Source organism: Enterobacter sp. DC4 (assembly GCF_000568095.1).
Taxonomy (GTDB): domain Bacteria; phylum Pseudomonadota; class Gammaproteobacteria; order Enterobacterales; family Enterobacteriaceae; genus Enterobacter; species Enterobacter pseudoroggenkampii.
The window spans coordinates 117,345-136,962 of record NZ_AZUB01000010.1 but is presented as its reverse complement, the minus strand read 5'-3'; the positions used below and the strand labels follow the sequence as shown (position 1 = coordinate 136,962).

Below are 19,618 nucleotides of genomic sequence, written 5' to 3'. Positions count from 1 at the left end.
CATGTGTTAGGCCTGCCGCCAGCGTTCAATCTGAGCCATGATCAAACTCTTCAATTTAAGTTTGATGCTCGTGAATTAAACTTCGTAATGAATTACGTATGTTCACTCAGAGACTTGGTATTCATTTATTGTCCGAGGACGTTAAGAATCCATGTCACTTTGAGTGCCCACACAGATTGTCTGATAAATTGTTAAAGAGCAGTGCAACGCGGCTTTCGCTCACCGTTGCGAGGTGGCGTATATTACGCTTTCCTCTTTCAGAGTCAACCCGTTATTTCAGGATTTTTTCTCTTCAACCGAACCGCTTGTTGTGTGAAGTGATTCACATCCGCCGTGTCGATGGAGGCGCATTATAGGGAGTTCCCGAACGACCGCAACCGAAAAGTTGCAAAAAAATGACTGACTGCTGCATTCCCCAGCAAAACCCCGCCTTATACCCTTTTATGCACAAAGTTATCCACAATCATGAGCGGATCGCGATGCGATCCTACGAATTGAGCGGGAAGATCAACTATACTAGCGGCAAATACTCTCCTCTGTGCAGGCCCATCCTCATGACCACACAACGCCTCGCCCGTGACTGGCGTCTCCCTACAGCAGGAGTGATGCTGCTGGCAATCCTCTTTGCCGGTTTTACCCTGCATGCGCACTGGAACGCTTTTATCCAGTGGTGTCTCGCCACACAAATTACGCTGCACCGTTATCTGGTGATGTATCTGCTGCAGCTTAATAACCACCAGTACAGCGGCGGATTATGGCTGTTAACGGGCGCTTTCCTTTATGGCGTTCTCCACGCCATTGGCCCCGGGCACGGAAAGTTCATCGTGACGACCTATCTGACCACCAATAAGGAAAGCGAGCCGCCCGCCCGGGTCGTCCCCTTCCTGGGTAGCCTGATGCAGGGCGTCAGCGCCATTCTTTTTGTCTTTATTCTGGCTATAGGGTTTAACCTCGCCTCAGGGGATATCAGTACCAGCCGCTGGTACGTGGAAAAGATAAGCGCAGTGCTTATTGGCGCATTTGGCGCGTTTGTTATTTACCAGGCGCTGAAGAGCCTGCGTCCACACAGGTTAACGATCTCAGCTATCAAACCGCTTCATCAGCACGATGAGCACTGTGGCTGCGGTCATCATGGCGTGGGGGCAAACCTGACACAAAGCGACTGGAAAACACGCCTGGGTGTCATTCTGGCAATTGGCGCACGCCCGTGCAGCGGAGCGATCATGATTCTGATGTTTTCGAACGCACTGGGCATTGTCACCTGGGGGGTGGCCGCAGTCATGACCATGTCTTTGGGAACCGCGCTTTCTATCGTGGGGCTTTCACTGGCAGTACGCTACGCCCGCGAGCGCACGGTGAGCTGGTTCGGAGAAAGCGCCTCATTAAGATGGCTGGTACCGGCAGTCAAAATAGCCGGAGGGATAGTCCTGATCCTGTTCGCGACGGTGCTGTTCCTGACGGTGATCCCCATCAGTGCCAATGGCGACTACATCGCCGCCGGATGCTAATAAAAGAAAACCCGCCGTTGGCGGGTTTTTTTATTACTCGTTGATGCGTGGATGCTGGTCCACCAGTCGGGAGCGTTTTTTCTGCAGCTCTTCAATCTCTGCGTCAATATCCTCAATCTTCTGCTCTACGTTATCGTAGTGCTCACGCAGGATCTCTTTCGCTTCCTGAATATCCGATGCCGCAGGCGTGGCGCCTTTCAGAGGACGATTCGCCGTCTCCTTCATGGTAATACCGGTAATCAAACCAATCACCGCGATCACCATCAGGTAATAAGCCGGCATCATCAGGTTCTGCGTGCTCTCCACCAGCGAGGCGGCAAGCGTCGGGGTCAGACCGGCAATCAGCACCGAGATGTTAAAGGCCGCGGCCAGCGCGCTGTAGCGAATGTGGGTCGGGAACATCGCGGGCAGCGTTGAGGCCATCACCCCGATAAAGCAGTTAAGGATCACCGCCAGCATCAGCAGACCGGCAAAAATCAGCCCCAGCACATCGCTGTTAATCAGAATAAATGCCGGGATTGCCAGCGCAAACAGCGCAACGCTGCCCAGAATAATGAACGGTCGACGGCCAAAACGGTCACTCAGCAGGCCCATAATCGGCTGCACAAACAGCATACCGACCATGATGGCGATAATAATCAAAACACCGTGATCTTCCGAGTAGTGCAGGTTATGCGACAGATAGCTCGGCATGTAGGTCAGCAGCATGTAGTAGGTCACGTTGGTCGAAATCACCAGGCCAATACAGGTCAGCAGGCTGCGCCAGTGCTTAGTGGCAATCTCTTTGAACGATACCTTCGGACCATCCTGCAGCCCTTCGCGGTCACCCTGTTCCAGCTTATCGACGTGCTGCTGGAACGCAGGCGTTTCTTCAAGCGCATGACGCAGGTAGAGACCAATGATCCCCAGCGGCAGTGCCAGGAAGAACGGGATACGCCAGCCCCAGTCGAGGAAGTTCGCTTCCCCCACTACGGTTGAAATCAGCACCACCACGCCCGCGCCCAGAACAAACCCGGCAATCGAGCCGAAGTCCAGCCAGCTTCCCATAAACCCGCGCTTACGGTCCGGGGAGTACTCGGCAACAAAGATCGAAGCGCCGGTGTATTCACCACCCACGGAGAAGCCCTGAGCCATCTTACAAATCAGCAGCAGAATCGGTGCCCAAATGCCGATGGTGGCGTAAGACGGGATAAGGCCGATACAGAATGTACTGATCGACATAATGACGATGGTGATGGCAAGGATTTTCTGACGACCATATTTATCGCCGAGCATACCGAAGAACAGTCCACCCAGCGGGCGAATCAGGAAGGGAACGGAGAACGTACCCAGTGCGGCAATCATCTGAAGGCTGGGATCGGCCCCGGGGAAAAACACTTTACCTAACGCATAGGCCACAAAGCCGTAGACACCAAAATCGAACCATTCCATCGCATTACCGAGCGAGGCTGCGGTAATGGCTTTACGCAGCTTTGCGTCATCAATAATGGTGACGTCGCGAAGCGTGATGGGTTTAATCTTTTTCCTTCTTAGCATAGCTATCCTCGTTGACTCGGCCCTGTCTGTTTCACAGTCCAGTTTGCGTTCTGTGAACCATGGGATCCGCTCCATGCGAATCGCCTTATTCAAGCGTAGCAGGTTTACTTACATTGACGTTTTACGCCGATACAACCGAACCTGTTGACGCCTGCCTGGGCAGTTAATGACCTTTTTACCCTACCAGCGTTTATATTTGTGATCAACTTCACACATATTTTCGCGTCCGGTCAACCCAGTCAAATTTTTGTCAAGGAGTGCCAATAAGCACTTCCTTAACCTACCTAAAGAGCATCCTCACGCACGTCATTATTTCTTTCGTAACAGAAAAACAAACCACGTTAATTCACATCAAATTTACATAAATTTCCATCAACAGGAACCGGACTCAGGTTTTACATTGAATATGTGACAAAGATAACTAAAACGATGTTTTATTTTCATTGAATCGATATTCCAATGATCGCATGATAAATCAGAATTCAGCGTTTTATGTTTTACAGAATGAGGTTAATCGAGAGCACACATTTAATTATGCGTGCAGGATTATCGAAAAAACACCGCAAACGACAAGAGCAATTAATTGAATTTATTGACTAATTTTTAACACCTGTCACCCGTCCTGCGGGATCCGATGTGAGGTTTGTCCATGAAGATTAAAGCCACGATAGAACGCATACCCGGCGGTATGATGCTGGTTCCGCTGGTACTGGGCGCCATCCTGAATACCCTTGCCCCTGATACCGGGGCTTATTTTGGCGGTTTCACAAAAGGCATGATAACGGGCACGGTTCCGATTCTTGCCGTCTGGTTTTTTTGTATCGGCGCATCCATTAATTTGCGGGCAACAGGTACTGTAATACGGAAATCCGGCACGCTGGTGATAACCAAAATAGCCGTAGCCTGGGCGGTAGCAATGATATGCGCGATGTTCATCCCGGAGACTGGAATTCAGACCGGGTTCTTCGCGGGATTATCGGTCCTGGCGATTGTCTCGGCGATGGATATGACTAACGGCGGATTGTACGCCAGCCTGATGAACCAGTATGGGACGAAAGAAGAGTCCGGCGCATTTGTGTTGATGTCTCTGGAATCTGGTCCGCTGATGACGATGCTGATCCTGGGGTCTGCTGGCCTGGCCTCTTTTGAACCCCACCACTTTGTCGGCGCGATCCTGCCCTTCCTGATCGGCTTTGCCCTTGGCAATCTCGATCACGATCTGCGTGATTTCTTCAGCAAAGCCACGCCGGTGCTGATCCCGTTCTTCGGCTTCGCACTGGGGAACACCATTAATCTGAAGGTTATCCTCGATACCGGCCTGCTGGGTATTGTGCTGGGGGTCGCCGTGATCGTCATTACCGGTATTCCGCTGATCATTGCCGACCGCGTGATCGGAGGAGGAAACGGCACGGCCGGCGTCGCCGCCTCTTCAGCCGCAGGGGCTGCCGTCGCAAACCCGGTGATTATTGCCCAGATTAACCCGGCCTTTGAACCGGTGGCCGCTTCAGCGACGGCGCTGGTTGCCGCCAGCGTCATTGTCACCGCGATTCTGGTGCCAATCATCACGGCGCTGTATGCGAAACGCTACGGGAATATGCAAGAGGCCCAGCCTGAACCGAAACCAATAGAAATGAATCATTAACACACCGCACCAAACCCTCCCCCTCCCCTGCGGGGAGAGGGTCAGGGTGAGGGGTTTACCCAAAAATCTCTTCCACCATCCCGTCAACCAGCCGTTTTGCCGAACAGAGCCTTGGCATACCCAGCGCGACGGTCTGCCAGTTTTGCGTGACTGACCAGCTCACCGGATGTTGATCCGCCTGACACCAGTCCCCCAGCCACCCCAGCATGTCTTTATGATCGATTAAACCCGGAGAGGCCGGCGTTGTCAGCCACTGGTGATAGAAATGGCGGGTCGTGGGTGACGCATTAATGCCCTGCGCCAGATAGTTAGCCGCCATGCTGCGCAGGTTATCCTTAAGCATTGCCGCTACATCTTCATTCGCGAGGCGGCATGCATCACCAAATGCCCCCCAGCGCAGCTCTTCCAGGACAATAAAACAGCGCCCGGCCAGGGACCAGCCATCATAGTGCCCGGCCCGCCAGCGGGTGAAAATCTGCTCGCTGTGCTCGCCCGCCTGCACCGTGAGCCCGCGCTGGGTCAACGCCTTCTCTTTATAGGCTGCGCGTTGGGTAAAATGAGAAGCGAGTTCACCGTATTGCTGCATCAGCCCAGGGGATTGCGGGGCGCGCGGGTGAGTCTGCTGGCGCAAAGCAATCAGCTTCTCAGCCATCAGCGTCAGCGCGAGATGACCCGGATCAAGCATGCCGGCCAGTTTTTCCGCCAGCCCAAGGCGCAGCCCCGCATTTTCATTGAGCATCCCCGCCATCGCCCAGGGGCGGAGCCGGGTATGCGTCATGATTTCCTGCGTCAAACGCTCACGAAACTGAAGCTGCTGTGGTCCCAGGTGAGGATGACGCGCCGCGTCTCCCCCCTGCACCAGATCGACCATAAATTTTGGATTAATACACTCCAGCGTTCGCCCGGGACCGTCCAGTAGTGGTGTTGTCATGGTTGCTCTGCCGCGAATAGAGTTTGAATATCATCGCGTAACAGTCGGGTATCTTCCTGTATCCACGTCGCAGTAGTGATACTTTGCTTCAACAACTGGCAGAGCGCTCGGGTTGAATGCTCATTCTGTTGACGCACTGCGAGGCTATCACGCAAGCTTTCCTGTAACCCGGTCAGGCACAACGAAAATTCTGCAAAGAACGTTGCCATTCCTGCCGTAACAGAGACATCGACCTGCGCGGACAAAGCTTTACGTATTTGTTCACAAAACTGCTCAATATGTTGCTTAAATTTGTCATGTAGCTGCGCAATGTCGATAACATAGCGCGTGCGCGTTTCCACATACTCATCCCAGCCCCAGCCCGGATTATTGAGCCAGCGAGAGACCGTTTCCCGCATGCTGCTCCCGCCTGATGGCGGGTCTGCCTGACTGTCATCCTGCGCAATCGCATCGTTAAACAGCGCCCGCGTATTGAAGTTAAGCTGGCTCGCCTGAAACGCCGGGAAACTGATTCGCGCCCGAAAACCCGCATGGCTCAGATGCTCTTTAATACGTGCTTCGATAGGGCGCATGGCTTCGTTCAGGGAGCGTGCCAGCGTAGACTCAAGCTGGTCGAAGCGTAACGCCAGTTCCCGGCAAATCTTCGTCTGCGCATCCAGCATCACCAGCTCGCAGGAGGAGCGGATTTTACTCAGCGCGATCTGCGCCTGCCCTTCATCGTCCAGAACCAGCTGCTTCAGCTCGTGCGGCTCGCCACCGTGAGGGTTCTGCCGATCGATGCCTGCCAGATCAAGAATATGCCGAGCGCTGAACACCTCGCCAATCGCCTGGTTAAGCGCGATTTTTTGGGCCCCCATAAAGTCCGCAGTGGCGTTCAGCGCCTCCTCAACTTCATGTTTCACCTCATCGCTCACGACGCACTGGCGCGTCTGAAGAAGCGCCGTGTCCTCTTCCAGACGTGCAATATTCAATTCCAGCGCCTCAAAGGCAACCGTCAGACCCTGATAGCGGAAGTCGAGGTACTCCCGGGCATTTTGTGCGTAATTAAGGAGCTTATGCGAAGCCGAACGCAGCGCGTATAGCGAGGCATTGGCATAGGCGGCGTAAATCAATTTGCGTATGGGTTGTTCAAACAGCGAATCTTCCCAGAGCAAATCGGCAGAATGACGAATATGATCGATATCGTCCAGGTCCGCCGTGCGCCAGCGACGTCCAAGCGCAGCCTCGGCAAAATCCTGCACCCAGGGCTGATCCTGATGATCCGGCAGCTGTCCGTGGGTACTCATCTCGTAGCGCGCGCGGTTCGCCAGATATGCCCACATGGATGAAACGGGGTAGATCTGGCCAGGCGAAATATTGCCCTTCATTAAGGTACCGGAGATCATCGCCCGGACCTGCTCTTCATCGTCGCTATTGCGATCTTTCTGATCGAATTTATTGACCAGCGCATACAACGGCACTGATTTTCCCGCAGCGGAAATGGCCTGGCGAACTTCTTCATCAGAGATGGATTTAAGCTGGGTATAATCCATCACGGCCAGCACCGCCGACGCACGGGACAATTGCTCGTTGAGCATTTTTTGCAGATGTGGCTGTCCGGCCTCATTCGGCCCGGGCGTATCGAGCAGCGTCAGCTGTCCGAGATGAGCATCCAGACCCGCAAGATGCACGAACTCCACTTCAATGACCGGAATATGTTCGATAGCCGCATATTCAGAGAACGGAAACGCCACACCTAACGCCTGGGAAAGTCTCACCAGGTCGTTGAGGCTTTTCAGACAATGAAATATCGGCTGCGCGCCAAGGTGATGCTTCTCAAAAGCTTCTCCTTTTTCAATGCGCTCCAGCAGCGTATTCATGTCTTTATCAATTTCAAGATGCTGGGCCAGCTTCCCGCGATCGTAATCGCATAGCTTTTTCTGGAGCAGTTGAATCAATTCATCAATCGGCGAGGCATGTGAAAAATGCAGCACCGGGTCCTTCTGACCCGGCGTGTGCCGAATCAGGGTGGGAAGCGCCGTCATCGGACGATTGCGGTTCGGCAACACTTCGGTCCCTACAATCGCATTAATGGTGGTCGATTTTCCCGCTTTCATGGTGCCTACAATAGCCAGGACCATTTCCAGCCGGGTTATTTTCCGTAATTCATTATTCAGCATCGCCTGCTGTGCATCGACACCGCGCGCACTAAAATGCAAAGGTAAAACGTTGTTCTTTTCACCCGTAATGGCAGCCGCTGTGCTCTCCAGCATCGCAGCCGGCATTGATTTCAACGTATCAAGATTTTGCAGGGCGAGCTGTAACAAACGCTCGGCTTCCTGGCTTAATTCAAAAATGGTCTGTGTGTGCATGATAAAAGACTTTCCTTAACGCAAATTTATTACTTTTATTAAGCCACTGGTATTAATTATGTTGTTCAGGCTTATATGATCACGTGTGGAAAACATGTTCGCCGAAATATAACTGATTGATGATAATCAGAAATAATTCGCTATCCTTGCATGGCGTGTAAAGCTCTCCTCCTGGCCTGACAGCCAAAAGAAAAAAGCGTAGCCCAATTTTAAGAAACTTCAGGATATATCATCATTATTTACCCATCTAAAAAGAGAGGTAATACGCCCCTGCCAAAAGATATGTATGGCAGCGAGGTCAGGAGATAAATAACGATGTGTTGCTTCACCTTATCCGAAATGAAGGGGCGTAGCAATTTGCTGCAATAAAATATTCGATATATTTAGCATCAATTTTTTCCCACCGTGCTAATGACGTAAGCATCGCTTAACTGACTGACAGGAAGTGTCACTCCCGATACGCTTTTTGCATCTTTTTTAATTCACAATATCACCGACAACCGTGTGGATTTGCGCTATACTTGCCGCCTTTTTCGGCACGCTGCCGTCATTTAGCTGGCACTTCCAGCGCGTTTACACTTTTTGAGGATACCGATATGTCACTCCCACACTGCCCGAAATGCAATTCCGAATACACCTATGAAGATAATGGCATGTTCATCTGCCCGGAATGTGCTCACGAATGGAATGATGCCGAACCATCACACGATGCTGATGCACTTGTCGTAAAAGATGCGAACGGCAATCTGCTGGCGGACGGCGACAGCGTAACCGTGATTAAAGACCTGAAAGTGAAAGGCAGTTCTTCCATGCTGAAGATTGGCACCAAAGTGAAGAATATCCGTCTGGTGGAAGGCGATCATAATATCGACTGCAAAATTGACGGCTTCGGTCCGATGAAACTGAAATCAGAGTTCGTGAAAAAGAACTGATTTACCCACCCGGTGGCGCTTCGCTTACCGGGCTTTCGGGAACTACACTTAATGGGCTTTTCTTACGTGAGGTAAAGATTATGCCGTTAAGTCCCTACATCTCTTTCGCCGGCAACTGCGCAGAGGCCACCGCCTTCTACCAGCAAGCCGTCGGCGCAGAGCCTCTCTATAAAATCACCTTCGGCGAAATGCCAAAAAGCGATAACAGCGAGGAAGGCTGTCCGTCCGGTATGAAATTTCCGGATTCCGCTATCGCTCACTCCAACGTCCGCATTGCGGGAAGCGATATCATGATGAGCGACGGGATGCCGCCGGGCAGCAACGCACAGTACGCGGGTTTCACGCTGGTACTCGATACCCAGGACGTCAATGAAGGCAAGCGCTGGTTCGACAACCTCGCCGCGGGCGGGAATATCGAAATGGCCTGGCAGGAAACCTTCTGGGCACACGGTTTCGGTAAAGTCACCGATAAATACGGCGTGCCGTGGATGATTAACGTCGTTAAACAGCAGCACTAATTTTCGGGCGGGGGCGTTCTGCCTCCGCCTGTCATCAAACTCCGCTCAACTCTTCAAACTCCCGCAACCCAGACTTAACCCAAATGTCACATTGATGCGCCAGCATGAGGCCACATTTATCGTGAGGCCCAGCACATGCAAACTGTCATCCGCGTCGAGAAACTGAGCAAGACCTTCAATCACAATAAGGCTCTGCATGCCGTTGATCTGACCGTCCATCAGGGCGACATGGTGGCGCTTCTCGGGCCATCTGGTTCAGGTAAATCCACCCTTCTGCGTCATTTAAGCGGCCTTATCATCTGCGATAAAACGCCGGAAAGCCACGTCGAGCTGCTGGGCAATACCGTGCAGCGCGCGGGGCGTCTCGCCAGCGATATCCGTAAGAGCCGCGCCCAGACGGGCTACATCTTCCAGCAGTTCAACCTGGTAAACCGCCTGACGGTGCTGGAGAACGTGCTGATTGGCGCGCTTGGCAGCACCCCGTTCTGGCGCACCTGCCTGCGCTGGTTCTCCCCTTCCCAAAAGCAGGAAGCCTTACAGGCGCTGACCCGCGTCGGCATGGCGCATTTCGCCCACCAGCGCGTTTCCACACTGTCCGGTGGACAACAGCAGCGCGTCGCCATTGCCCGCGCCCTGATGCAGAAAGCGCAAATCATTCTTGCTGACGAACCCATTGCCTCGCTGGACCCGGAGTCCGCCCGCATCGTGATGGAGACCCTGCGCGACATTAACCAGAACGACGGCATTACCGTGGTGGTCACGCTGCATCAGGTGGATTACGCCCTGCGCTACTGCGAACGCATTGTCGCCCTGCGTCAGGGACACGTGTTCTTTGATGGCGCGAGCCATCAGTTTGATAACGAACGTTTTGACCATCTCTACCGCAGCATTAACCGCGTCGAAGAGAACGCGCAGGCTGCTTAATTAAACCCGATCCGAGGAAAGTACATGAGCTACAAAGCCGTTGCCGCGCTGGCCTTTACCAGCATGTTCAGCCTCAGCACCCTCCTAAGCCCGGCGTATGCACAAGAGCAGGAAAAAGCGCTGAACTTCGGCATTATTTCGACGGAATCACAGCAGAACCTGAAGCCTCAGTGGGAACCGTTCCTGAAAGATATGGAAACCAAGCTGGGGATCAAAGTGAACGCCTTCTTCGCCCCGGACTACGCGGGCATCATCCAGGGGATGCGCTTTAACAAAGTGGACATCGCCTGGTACGGCAACCTCTCCGCCATGGAAGCGGTGGACCGCGCGAACGGCCAGGTCTTTGCCCAGACCGTCGCGGCAGATGGCTCCCCAGGGTACTGGAGCGTGCTGATCGTCAACAAAGACAGCCCAATCAACAACCTCAACGACATGCTCGCCAAACGCAAAGAGCTGACCTTCGGCAACGGCGATCCGAACTCCACCTCGGGTTACCTTGTCCCTGGCTACTACGTCTTCGCCAAAAACAACGCCTCCGCCAGCGACTTCAAACGCACGGTGAACGCCAGTCATGAAACCAACGCTCTGGCCGTGGCCAACAAGCAGGTGGATGTTGCCACCAACAACACCGAGAACCTCGACAAGCTGAAGACCTCCGCACCGGACAAGCTGAAAGAGATCAAGGTTATCTGGAAATCCCCGCTGATCCCCGGCGACCCGATTGTGTGGCGTAAAAACCTGTCCGAAAGCACCAAGGACAAGGTGTACGACTTCTTTATGACCTATGGCAAAACGCCGGAAGAGAAAGCGGTCCTGGAACGTCTGGGCTGGGCACCGTTCCGCCCGTCAAGCGACCTGCAGCTGGTCCCGATTCGCCAGCTGGCGCTGTTTAAAGAGATGCAGGGCGTGAAGGACAACAAAGGCCTGAAGGACGAGGAGAAGACCAGCAAAGTGGCCGCGATTCAGGCCCAGCTTGAAGACCTCGACCGCCTGACCGCCGCGCTTGGTGCAATGACCAGCGTGAATAAAGCGGTGCAGTAGTGCCTTTCCACCCCTCACCCTAACCCTCTCCCCATAGGGGAGAGGGGACTGCACGGTGCGGTCTTTTCCCCCTCGCCCCTTTGGGGAGAGGGTCGGGGTGAGGGGACATAAACCAAAGGAGCCAACATGCAAACCATCACCCTCCCACCGCCAAAGCGCAGCTGGTTCTCGCTCATTAGCTGGGCCATCCTGCTGGCGGTGCTGGTTATCTCCTGGAAGGGCGCGGAAATGGATCCGCTGCTGCTCTTCAAAGACGCGGGCAACATGGCGACCTTCGCCGCCGACTTCTTCCCGCCGGACTTCAGCCAGTGGCAGGACTATCTCAGCGAAATGGCGGTCACTCTGCAAATCGCCGTCTGGGGCACCGCGCTGGCCGTCGTTCTCTCTATTCCGTTTGGCCTGATGAGCGCCGAAAACATCGTGCCATGGTGGGTGTATCAGCCCATGCGTCGCCTGATGGACGCCTGCCGCGCCATCAACGAAATGGTCTTTGCGATGCTGTTCGTGGTCGCCGTCGGCCTGGGTCCGTTCGCCGGCGTAATGGCGCTGTTCATCCACACCACCGGCGTGCTTTCCAAGCTGCTCTCCGAGGCGGTCGAAGCCATCGAGCCCGGCCCGGTGGAAGGCATCCGCGCAACGGGTGCCAACAAAATCGAAGAGATCCTCTACGGCGTTCTGCCGCAGGTAATGCCCCTGCTGATCTCCTACTCCCTGTACCGCTTTGAGTCCAACGTCCGCTCTGCCACCGTCGTCGGCATGGTCGGCGCAGGCGGGATTGGCGTCACCCTGTGGGAAGCGATTCGCGGTTTCCAGTTCCAGCAAACCTGCGCCCTGATGGTGCTTATCATCGTCACCGTCAGCCTGCTGGATTTCCTCTCTCAACGTTTGCGTAAGCACTTCATCTGAGAAGCGAGGCTCTGTTTTCTATGCACTTATCCAGACATCCGACCAGTTACCCCACCCGCTGGCAAGAGATTGCGGCAAAGCTCGAAGTGGAGCTACGCACGCACTACCGCTGCGGGGACTACCTCCCCGCCGAGCAGCAGCTTGCCGACCGCTATGAGGTGAACCGACACACCCTGCGCCGCGCCATTGACCAGCTGGTCGAGCGCGGCTGGGTCCAGCGCCGTCAGGGCGTGGGCGTGCTGGTGCTGATGCGCCCGTTCGACTACCCGCTTAACGCCCAGGCGCGCTTTAGCCAGAACCTGCTTGATCAGGGCAGCCACCCGACCAGCGAAAAGCTGCTCTCGGTATTGCGTCCGGCCTCCAGCCACGTGGCGGACGCGCTGGGCATTCAGGAGGGCGATAACGTCATCCACCTGCGCACGCTGCGCCGGGTCAACGGCGTGGCGGTATGCCAGATAGACCACTACTTCGCGGACCTCGCCCTCTGGCCCGTGCTGCAGAATTTCTCCAGCGGGTCGCTGCATGATTTTCTTCAGGATGCGACAGGCATTGCACTCAAGCGCACCCAGACGCGCATCAGCGCCCGTCGCGCGCAGGCGAAAGAGAGCAAGGTGCTCGAAATTCCCAATATGGCCCCGCTGCTCTGCGTGCGCACCCTCAACCACCGTGACGGCGAGATCAACGCGACGGAATACTCCGTCAGCCTGACCCGCGCCGACATGATCGAATTCACCATGGAGCACTGAATGCACTTCGACACCGCCACCCGACAGCGCTGGATGCGCGTGCTGGCCCAAAGCCAGCCTGCCGCGCTCTCTGCCCGCATGAGCGCCCTTAGTCTGGCACCTGATTACGACACCCTTCGCGCCCCGGAGATCGGCCTCGTTCAGATCCAGGCGCGCATGGGCGGCACCGGCGAGCGCTTTTTCGCCGGAGACGCCACCCTCACCCGCGCGGCGATCCGTCTGAACAGCGGCACGCTGGGATACAGCTACGTGCTCGGGCGCGACAAAGCCCACGCCGAGCGCTGCGCGGTGATCGACGCGCTTTTACAGGAACAACCCTATTTTCAGACGCTGATGGAAACCCTTATTGCCCCGCTGGAAGCCGACCGCACCGCGCGCATTGCCGCACGTCAGGCCGAAGTGAACACCAGCCGGGTCGACTTCTTTACGCTCGTTCGCGGAGACAACGCATGACGCTTCAACCTGCTTTTACCCTGGCCGTCCAGGATGCCCAACACAGTTTTCGTCGCCTGCTGAAGGCCATGAGCGAGCCGGGCGTGATCGTCTCGCTGCATCAGCTCTCCCAGGGCTGGCTGCCGCTGAACCTGGCGACCACCAGCGTGCTGCTGACGCTTGCCGATAACGACACCCCGGTGTGGCTCTCGGGCGCGCTGTCGAACGATATCGCCAGCCAGAACCTGCGTTTTCACACCGGCGCACCGCTGGTCGATCAGCCCCGGCAGGCGGTCTTTGCCGTGGCCGACGAGCAAATCAGCCATGAACAGCTGAATGCCCTGAGCGAAGGCTCCGCCGTCGCCCCGGAGACCAGCGCCACGCTGATTTTGCAGGTCTCCAGCCTCAGCGGCGGCCGCATGCTGCGCCTCACAGGGGCAGGCATCGCCGACGAGCGCATGGTCGCGCCGCAGTTGCCGGAGTGCATCATTCACGAGCTGACCGAGCGCCCGCACCCGTTCCCGCTGGGCATTGACCTGATCCTGACCTGCGGCGAGCGCCTGCTGGCGATCCCGCGGACCACCCACGTGGAGGTGTGCTGATGTACGTTGCCGTCAAAGGGGGCGAGAAGGCCATCGCCGCCGCCCATGCGCTGCAGGCGCACAGACGACGGGGCGATGAACAGCTGCCCGAGCTGCGCGTCGCCCAGATTGAACAGCAGCTTAATCTCGCCGTCGACCGCGTGATGACCGAAGGTGGCATCGCCGACCGCGAGCTGGCGGCGCTGGCCCTGAAGCAGGCCAGCGGCGATAACGTGGAAGCCATCTTCCTGCTGCGCGCCTACCGCACCACGCTTGCCAAACTGGCGGTCAGCGAGCCGGTGAACACGGCGGAGATGCGCCTGGAGCGCCGCATTTCTGCCGTTTATAAAGACATTCCCGGCGGCCAACTGCTTGGCCCTACCTGTGACTACACCCACCGCCTGCTGGATTTTACCCTGCTGGCGAACGGCGAAACCCCGCCGCTCAGTACCTCTGACGCCGAACAAGAACCGTCTCCGCACGTTTTTAGCCTGCTGGCGAAACAGGGTCTGGCGAAGGTGGAAGAGGATTCAGACGCGCAGCCGGATGACATCACCCGCACGCCGCCGGTTTACCCGTGCTCGCGATCGTCCCGCCTGCAGCAGCTGATGTGCGGCGACGAAGGCTATCTGCTGGCGCTGGCCTACTCCACCCAGCGCGGCTACGGGCGCAACCACCCGTTTGCGGCTGAGATCCGCAGCGGCTACATCGACGTCGAAATCGTGCCGGAAGAGCTGGGATTTGCCGTCAACGTCGGCGAACTGCTGATGACCGAATGCGAAATGGTGAACGGTTTTGTCGCGCCCGAAAATGAAGACCCGCACTTTACCCGCGGCTACGGGCTGGTGTTTGGCCTCGGCGAGCGCAAGGCCATGGCGATGGCGCTGGTTGACCGTGCGCTGCAGGCACCGGACTACGGCGAGCACGTTGCAGGCCCGGCGCAGGACGAAGAGTTCGTGCTGGCCCACGCGGATAACGTTGAGGCCGCGGGCTTTGTCTCGCACCTCAAGCTGCCGCACTACGTCGATTTCCAGGCCGAACTGGAACTGCTGAAACGCCTGCAACGGGAGCGCGCCAATGGCTAACTTAAGCGGCTACAACTTTGCCTATCTGGATGAGCAAACCAAACGCATGATCCGCCGCGCCATCTTAAAAGCGGTGGCCATTCCGGGCTATCAGGTGCCGTTCGGCGGCCGCGAAATGCCGATGCCCTACGGCTGGGGCACGGGCGGTATTCAGATCACCGCCAGCGTGATCGGCGAGGCGGACGTGCTGAAGGTCATCGACCAGGGCGCGGACGACACCACCAACGCCGTGTCGATCCGCAACTTCTTTCAGCGGGTAACGGGCGTCGCGACCACCGAAAAAACCGAAGACGCGACGCTGATCCAGACCCGCCACCGCATTCCGGAAACCCCGCTCGCTGAAGATCAGATTTTGATTTTCCAGGTGCCAATTCCGGAGCCGCTGCGCTTTATCGAGCCGCGCGAAACGGAGACCCGCACCATGCATGCCCTGGAAGAGTACGGCGTCATGCAGGTGAAGCTGTATGAGGATATTGCCCGCTTCGGCCATATCGCCACCACCTATGCCTACCCGGTGAAGGTGAATGGGCGCTACGTCATGGATCCGTCGCCGATCCCGAAATTCGATAACCCGAAGATGGACATGATGCCCGCCCTGCAGCTGTTCGGCGCCGGGCGTGAAAAACGCATCTACGCCGTCCCGCCTTACACGCGTGTCGAAAGCCTGGATTTCGACGATCACCCGTTTACGGTGCAGGAGTGGGACGAGCCATGCGCCATCTGCGGATCCAAACACAGCTATCTGGATGAAGTGGTGCTGGATGACACAGGCAAACGGATGTTTGTCTGCTCCGACACCGATTTCTGCCGCCAACAGAGCGAGGCGAACGGCCAATGAAACCGCTGCTTTCGGTTAACAACCTGACCCACCTTTACGCGCCGGGCAAAGGCTTTAGCGACGTGTCGTTCGAACTGTGGCCGGGCGAAGTGCTGGGGATCGTCGGCGAGTCCGGCTCCGGCAAAACCACCCTGCTGAAGTCCATCTCCGCGCGCCTCGCGCCGCAACACGGCGAGATCCTGTATCAGGGACACTCCCTCTACGGCATGAGCGAGGCCGAGCGCCGCCGTCTGCTGCGCACCGAGTGGGGCGTGGTGCATCAGCACCCGATGGACGGCCTGCGCCGTCAGGTCTCGGCGGGCGGCAACATCGGCGAACGCCTGATGGCCACCGGCGCGCGCCATTACGGCAATATCCGCGCTACGGCGCAGCACTGGCTGGAAGAAGTTGAAATCCCCGCCTCGCGCATCGACGACCTGCCCACCACCTTCTCCGGCGGTATGCAGCAGCGCCTGCAGATCGCCCGCAACCTGGTCACGCACCCGAAGCTGGTGTTTATGGATGAACCCACCGGCGGGCTGGACGTCTCGGTGCAGGCGCGCCTGCTCGACCTGCTGCGCGGCCTGGTGGTAGATCTGAACCTTGCGGTGGTCATTGTCACCCACGATCTGGGCGTCGCGCGCCTGCTGGCGGACCGTCTGCTGGTGATGAAGCAGGGTCAGGTGGTGGAAAGTGGGTTAACCGACCGTGTGCTCGACGATCCCCACCATCCGTACACCCAGCTTCTGGTGTCGTCCGTGTTGCAGAACTGAGGTTACTGCTGCCGGGTGGCGCTGCGCTTGCCCGGCCTACGAACACAGCACCTGTAGGCCGGGTAAGGCGTAGCCGCCACCCGGCAAAACGAATCGCGAGGCCAACATGATCCAAGTACAAAACGTAAGTAAGACCTTTGTGCTCCACCAGCAAAACGGCGTGCGTCTGCCGGTGCTGCAAAATGCCTCTCTGGAGGTTAATCGCGGCGAATGCGTGGTGCTGCACGGCCACTCCGGCAGCGGAAAATCGACCCTGCTGCGCTCCCTGTATGCCAACTATCTGCCCGACGAAGGCCATATTCACATTCGCCACAATGATGAGTGGGTGGATCTGGTACAGGCCCCCGCGCGTAAAGTGCTGGAGGTGCGGCGCTCGACGATCGGCTGGGTGAGCCAGTTTCTGCGGGTGATCCCGCGGATCTCCGCCCTGGACGTGGTGATGCAGCCCCTGCTGGATCTCGGCGTGCCGCGCGAAACCTGCGCCGCCAAAGCCGCCAGCCTGCTGACGCGCCTCAACGTGCCCGAGCGCCTGTGGCACCTCGCCCCGTCGACCTTTTCCGGCGGCGAGCAGCAGCGCGTCAATATCGCCCGCGGCTTTATTGTCGACTACCCGATTCTGCTGCTTGATGAGCCCACCGCCTCGCTCGACGATAAAAACAGCGCGGCCGTAGTGGCGCTGATCGAACAGGCCAAAGCGCGCGGGGCGGCGATCGTCGGGATCTTCCACGACGAGACCGTTCGCACCCGCGTCGCGGACAGACTGCACCCAATGGGGACTCCCGCATGATTATCAATAACGTCAAGCTGGTGCTGGAAAATGAAGTCGTTGATGGCTCGGTTGAAGTCCATGAAGGCGTTATTCGCGCCTTTGCCGAAACCCAAAGCCGTACCCCTGAAGCGATGGACGGCGACGGCGGCTGGCTGCTGCCGGGGCTGATTGAACTGCATACCGACAATCTGGACAAATTCTTCACCCCGCGTCCGAAGGTGGACTGGCCCGCCCATTCAGCCATGAGCAGCCACGACGCGCTGATGGTCGCCAGCGGCATCACTACCGTGCTGGACGCGGTGGCCATCGGTGACGTGCGCGACGGCGGCGATCGCCTGGAGAACCTGGAGAAGATGATCAACGCCGTGGAGGAGACGCAAAAACGCGGCCTCAACCGCGCCGAGCACCGTCTGCACCTGCGCTGCGAGCTGCCGCACCACACCACCCTGCCGCTGTTTGAAAAACTGGTCGGGCGCGAGCCGGTCTCGCTGGTCTCTCTGATGGATCACTCGCCGGGACAGCGTCAGTTCGCCAACATTGAAAAGTATCGCGAATACTATCAGGGGAAATATTCTCTCAGCGATGCGGAGATGGCGCGCTACGAGGAAGAGCAGCTGGCGCTTGCGGCACAATGGTCGCAGCCTAACCGTCTCAGTATTGCGGCGATGTGCCGGGACCGCAATATCGCGCTGGCCAGCCATGACGACGCCACGCACGATCACGTGCTTGAATCCCACCAGCTTGGCAGCGTGATCGCCGAATTTCCCACCACGTTTGAAGCGGCTGAAGCCTCCCGAAAGCACGGCATGAACGTGCTGATGGGCGCGCCAAATATCGTGCGCGGCGGCTCGCACTCCGGCAACGTTGCGGCAAGCAAGCTCGCTTCCCTCGGCCTGCTGGATATCCTCTCGTCCGACTACTACCCCGCCAGCCTGCTGGATGCGGCGTTCCGAGTGGCCGACGACGAGGGCAACCGCTTTACGCTGCCGCAGGCGATTCGCCTGGTGACGAAAAACCCGGCCTCGGCGCTTAACCTTCACGATCGCGGAGAAATTGCCGAAGGGAAACGTGCGGACCTGGTACTCGCCCACCGTAAGGGCGAGCACGTTCATATCGACCACGTCTGGCGTCAGGGAAAAAGGGTGTTCTGATGGGGAGATTAATCTGGCTAATGGGGCCTTCAGGTTCCGGTAAGGACAGCCTGCTGTCCGCCTTACGGCAGCGGGAACATCCGCAGCTGCTGGTGGCGCACCGCTATATTACCCGCGCGGCCAATGCAGGGAGTGAAAACCATATCGCCCTGAGCGAGCAGGAGTTTTTCATCCGTGCCGGGCAAAACCTGCTGGCGCTGAGCTGGCATGCCAACGGCTATTACTACGGGATCGGCATTGAGACCGATCTGTGGCTGCATGCGGGGTTCGATGTGCTGGTTAACGGCTCGCGGGCGCATCTTCCGCAGGCGCGCGCCCGCTATGGAGCAGCCCTGCTACCGGTCTGTCTGCAGGTTTCGCCGGACGTTCTGCGCAGCCGGTTGCAGAGCCGGGGGCGTGAATCAGCCCGTGAGATCGATCAGCGGCTAGAGCGTGCGGCCCGCTATGCCCCGTCCGACTGCCACATCCTCAATAACGACGGAAGTTTGCTACAGTCAGTCGATACCTTTTTATCGCTTATCCGTCAGAAGGAGAAACAGCATGCCTGACTGCCAGCTTCGCCCCGCTACTGCCGACGATGCGCAGATTGTCTATGCCCTGATCTGCGAACTGAAACAGGCAGAGTTCGACCATCAGGCGTTCCACGCCGGATTTCTTGCCAACCTCCAGGATCACAATATGCGCTACCAGCTTGCCGAGCTGGGCGGACATGTTGTCGGCATGATCGGCCTGCACATGCAGTTTCACCTCCATCACGCGCGCTGGATCGGCGAAATCCAGGAGCTGGTGGTGATGCCGCAGGCGCGTGGGTTAAAGGTGGGCAGCCAGCTGCTGGCCTGGGCGGAAGAGGTGGCACGGCAGGCCGGCGCGGAGCTGACCGAACTTTCCACCAGCGTGAAGCGCACAGACGCGCACCGTTTTTACGTTCGTGAAGGATACACGCAGAGCCATTTCCGATTCACCAAACCGCTGTAG

General features: G+C 57.2%; 20 protein-coding genes. 17 read left to right on the top strand and 3 right to left on the bottom strand.

All coding sequences use genetic code 11. The annotated features are described in order from the left end of the window. The first annotated feature begins 554 nt into the window (after positions 1-554). Positions 555-1,508 carry a nickel/cobalt transporter gene (locus tag P349_RS02800; RefSeq protein WP_032650657.1) on the top strand — a complete coding sequence of 318 codons (954 nt, stop codon included), beginning with the start codon at positions 555-557 and terminating at the stop codon, positions 1,506-1,508. A 33-nt stretch (positions 1,509-1,541) separates the two neighbouring features. Here P349_RS02800 and proP read toward each other — a convergent pair whose 3' ends face one another. Next, positions 1,542-3,044, bottom strand: coding sequence for a glycine betaine/L-proline transporter ProP (gene proP, locus P349_RS02805; RefSeq protein WP_024906762.1), 1,503 nt, complete (start codon positions 3,042-3,044; stop codon positions 1,542-1,544). A gap of 649 nt (positions 3,045-3,693) precedes the next feature. Between proP and kdgT the strand changes: the two genes are divergently transcribed. After that, the gene (gene kdgT / locus P349_RS02810) at positions 3,694-4,686 is read left to right on the top strand and encodes a 2-keto-3-deoxygluconate transporter (protein WP_024906761.1); all 993 of its coding nucleotides are present in this window, start codon (positions 3,694-3,696) and stop codon (positions 4,684-4,686) included. Between the two features lie 55 nt (positions 4,687-4,741). On the opposite strand, the gene P349_RS02815 is transcribed toward kdgT, so the two are convergent. Both P349_RS02815 and crfC read right to left on the bottom strand, forming a co-directional pair. Beyond that, positions 4,742-5,617: a diguanylate cyclase regulator RdcB family protein gene (locus tag P349_RS02815; RefSeq protein ID WP_024906760.1), complete on the bottom strand. Its 876-nt coding sequence runs from the start codon at positions 5,615-5,617 to the stop codon at positions 4,742-4,744. Continuing rightward, the gene (crfC, locus tag P349_RS02820; RefSeq protein WP_032650655.1) at positions 5,614-7,968 is read right to left on the bottom strand and encodes a clamp-binding protein CrfC; all 2,355 of its coding nucleotides are present in this window, start codon (positions 7,966-7,968) and stop codon (positions 5,614-5,616) included. Before crfC ends, P349_RS02815 begins: the two co-directional genes overlap by 4 nt. Positions 7,969-8,564: 596 nt before the next feature. Here crfC and P349_RS02825 point away from each other — a divergent pair. From P349_RS02825 to phnO, 15 genes are all read left to right on the top strand, one after another. Then, positions 8,565-8,900, top strand: a complete 336-nt coding sequence (locus P349_RS02825) for a zinc ribbon domain-containing protein YjdM (protein WP_023310096.1) — start codon at positions 8,565-8,567, stop codon at positions 8,898-8,900. An 80-nt stretch (positions 8,901-8,980) separates the two neighbouring features. Then, complete coding sequence (gene yjdN, locus P349_RS02830) at positions 8,981-9,418, top strand: VOC family metalloprotein YjdN (RefSeq protein ID WP_024906758.1); 438 nt, start codon at positions 8,981-8,983, stop codon at positions 9,416-9,418. Positions 9,419-9,553: 135 nt separating this feature from the next. After that, positions 9,554-10,342: a phosphonate ABC transporter ATP-binding protein gene (gene phnC, locus P349_RS02835; protein WP_032650654.1), complete on the top strand. Its 789-nt coding sequence runs from the start codon at positions 9,554-9,556 to the stop codon at positions 10,340-10,342. Between the two features lie 24 nt (positions 10,343-10,366). Continuing rightward, positions 10,367-11,383 carry a phosphonate ABC transporter substrate-binding protein gene (gene phnD / locus P349_RS02840; protein WP_024906756.1) on the top strand — a complete coding sequence of 339 codons (1,017 nt, stop codon included), beginning with the start codon at positions 10,367-10,369 and terminating at the stop codon, positions 11,381-11,383. Positions 11,384-11,509: 126 nt separating this feature from the next. Continuing rightward, positions 11,510-12,289: a phosphonate ABC transporter, permease protein PhnE gene (phnE, locus tag P349_RS02845; RefSeq protein WP_023334213.1), complete on the top strand. Its 780-nt coding sequence runs from the start codon at positions 11,510-11,512 to the stop codon at positions 12,287-12,289. A 20-nt stretch (positions 12,290-12,309) separates the two neighbouring features. Next, positions 12,310-13,035 carry a phosphonate metabolism transcriptional regulator PhnF gene (phnF, locus tag P349_RS02850; RefSeq protein WP_032650653.1) on the top strand — a complete coding sequence of 242 codons (726 nt, stop codon included), beginning with the start codon at positions 12,310-12,312 and terminating at the stop codon, positions 13,033-13,035. Further along, positions 13,036-13,488 (top strand): phosphonate C-P lyase system protein PhnG, encoded by a 453-nt coding sequence (gene phnG / locus P349_RS02855; protein ID WP_032650652.1) that lies wholly within the window; start codon positions 13,036-13,038, stop codon positions 13,486-13,488. Continuing rightward, complete coding sequence (gene phnH, locus P349_RS02860) at positions 13,485-14,069, top strand: phosphonate C-P lyase system protein PhnH (protein WP_032650648.1); 585 nt, start codon at positions 13,485-13,487, stop codon at positions 14,067-14,069. Before phnG ends, phnH begins: the two co-directional genes overlap by 4 nt. Further along, the gene (locus P349_RS02865; RefSeq protein WP_032650646.1) at positions 14,069-15,133 is read left to right on the top strand and encodes a carbon-phosphorus lyase complex subunit PhnI; all 1,065 of its coding nucleotides are present in this window, start codon (positions 14,069-14,071) and stop codon (positions 15,131-15,133) included. The genes phnH and P349_RS02865 overlap by 1 nt, the downstream gene beginning before the upstream one ends. Continuing rightward, a complete protein-coding gene (locus P349_RS02870) occupies positions 15,126-15,971 on the top strand; it encodes an alpha-D-ribose 1-methylphosphonate 5-phosphate C-P-lyase PhnJ (protein WP_032650644.1) in 846 nt (281 codons plus the stop codon). Before P349_RS02865 ends, P349_RS02870 begins: the two co-directional genes overlap by 8 nt. Beyond that, positions 15,968-16,723: a phosphonate C-P lyase system protein PhnK gene (phnK, locus tag P349_RS02875; RefSeq protein WP_032650643.1), complete on the top strand. Its 756-nt coding sequence runs from the start codon at positions 15,968-15,970 to the stop codon at positions 16,721-16,723. The genes P349_RS02870 and phnK overlap by 4 nt, the downstream gene beginning before the upstream one ends. Positions 16,724-16,829: 106 nt before the next feature. Beyond that, entirely contained in the window at positions 16,830-17,510 is a 681-nt protein-coding gene (gene phnL, locus P349_RS02880; protein ID WP_032650642.1) for a phosphonate C-P lyase system protein PhnL, read from the top strand. Further along, positions 17,507-18,643, top strand: a complete 1,137-nt coding sequence (gene phnM, locus P349_RS02885; protein WP_032650640.1) for an alpha-D-ribose 1-methylphosphonate 5-triphosphate diphosphatase — start codon at positions 17,507-17,509, stop codon at positions 18,641-18,643. The genes phnL and phnM overlap by 4 nt, the downstream gene beginning before the upstream one ends. After that, positions 18,640-19,191 carry a ribose 1,5-bisphosphokinase gene (phnN, locus tag P349_RS02890; protein ID WP_090420717.1) on the top strand — a complete coding sequence of 184 codons (552 nt, stop codon included), beginning with the start codon at positions 18,640-18,642 and terminating at the stop codon, positions 19,189-19,191. The genes phnM and phnN overlap by 4 nt, the downstream gene beginning before the upstream one ends. Further along, the gene (gene phnO / locus P349_RS02895; RefSeq protein ID WP_024906746.1) at positions 19,184-19,618 is read left to right on the top strand and encodes an aminoalkylphosphonate N-acetyltransferase; all 435 of its coding nucleotides are present in this window, start codon (positions 19,184-19,186) and stop codon (positions 19,616-19,618) included. The genes phnN and phnO overlap by 8 nt, the downstream gene beginning before the upstream one ends.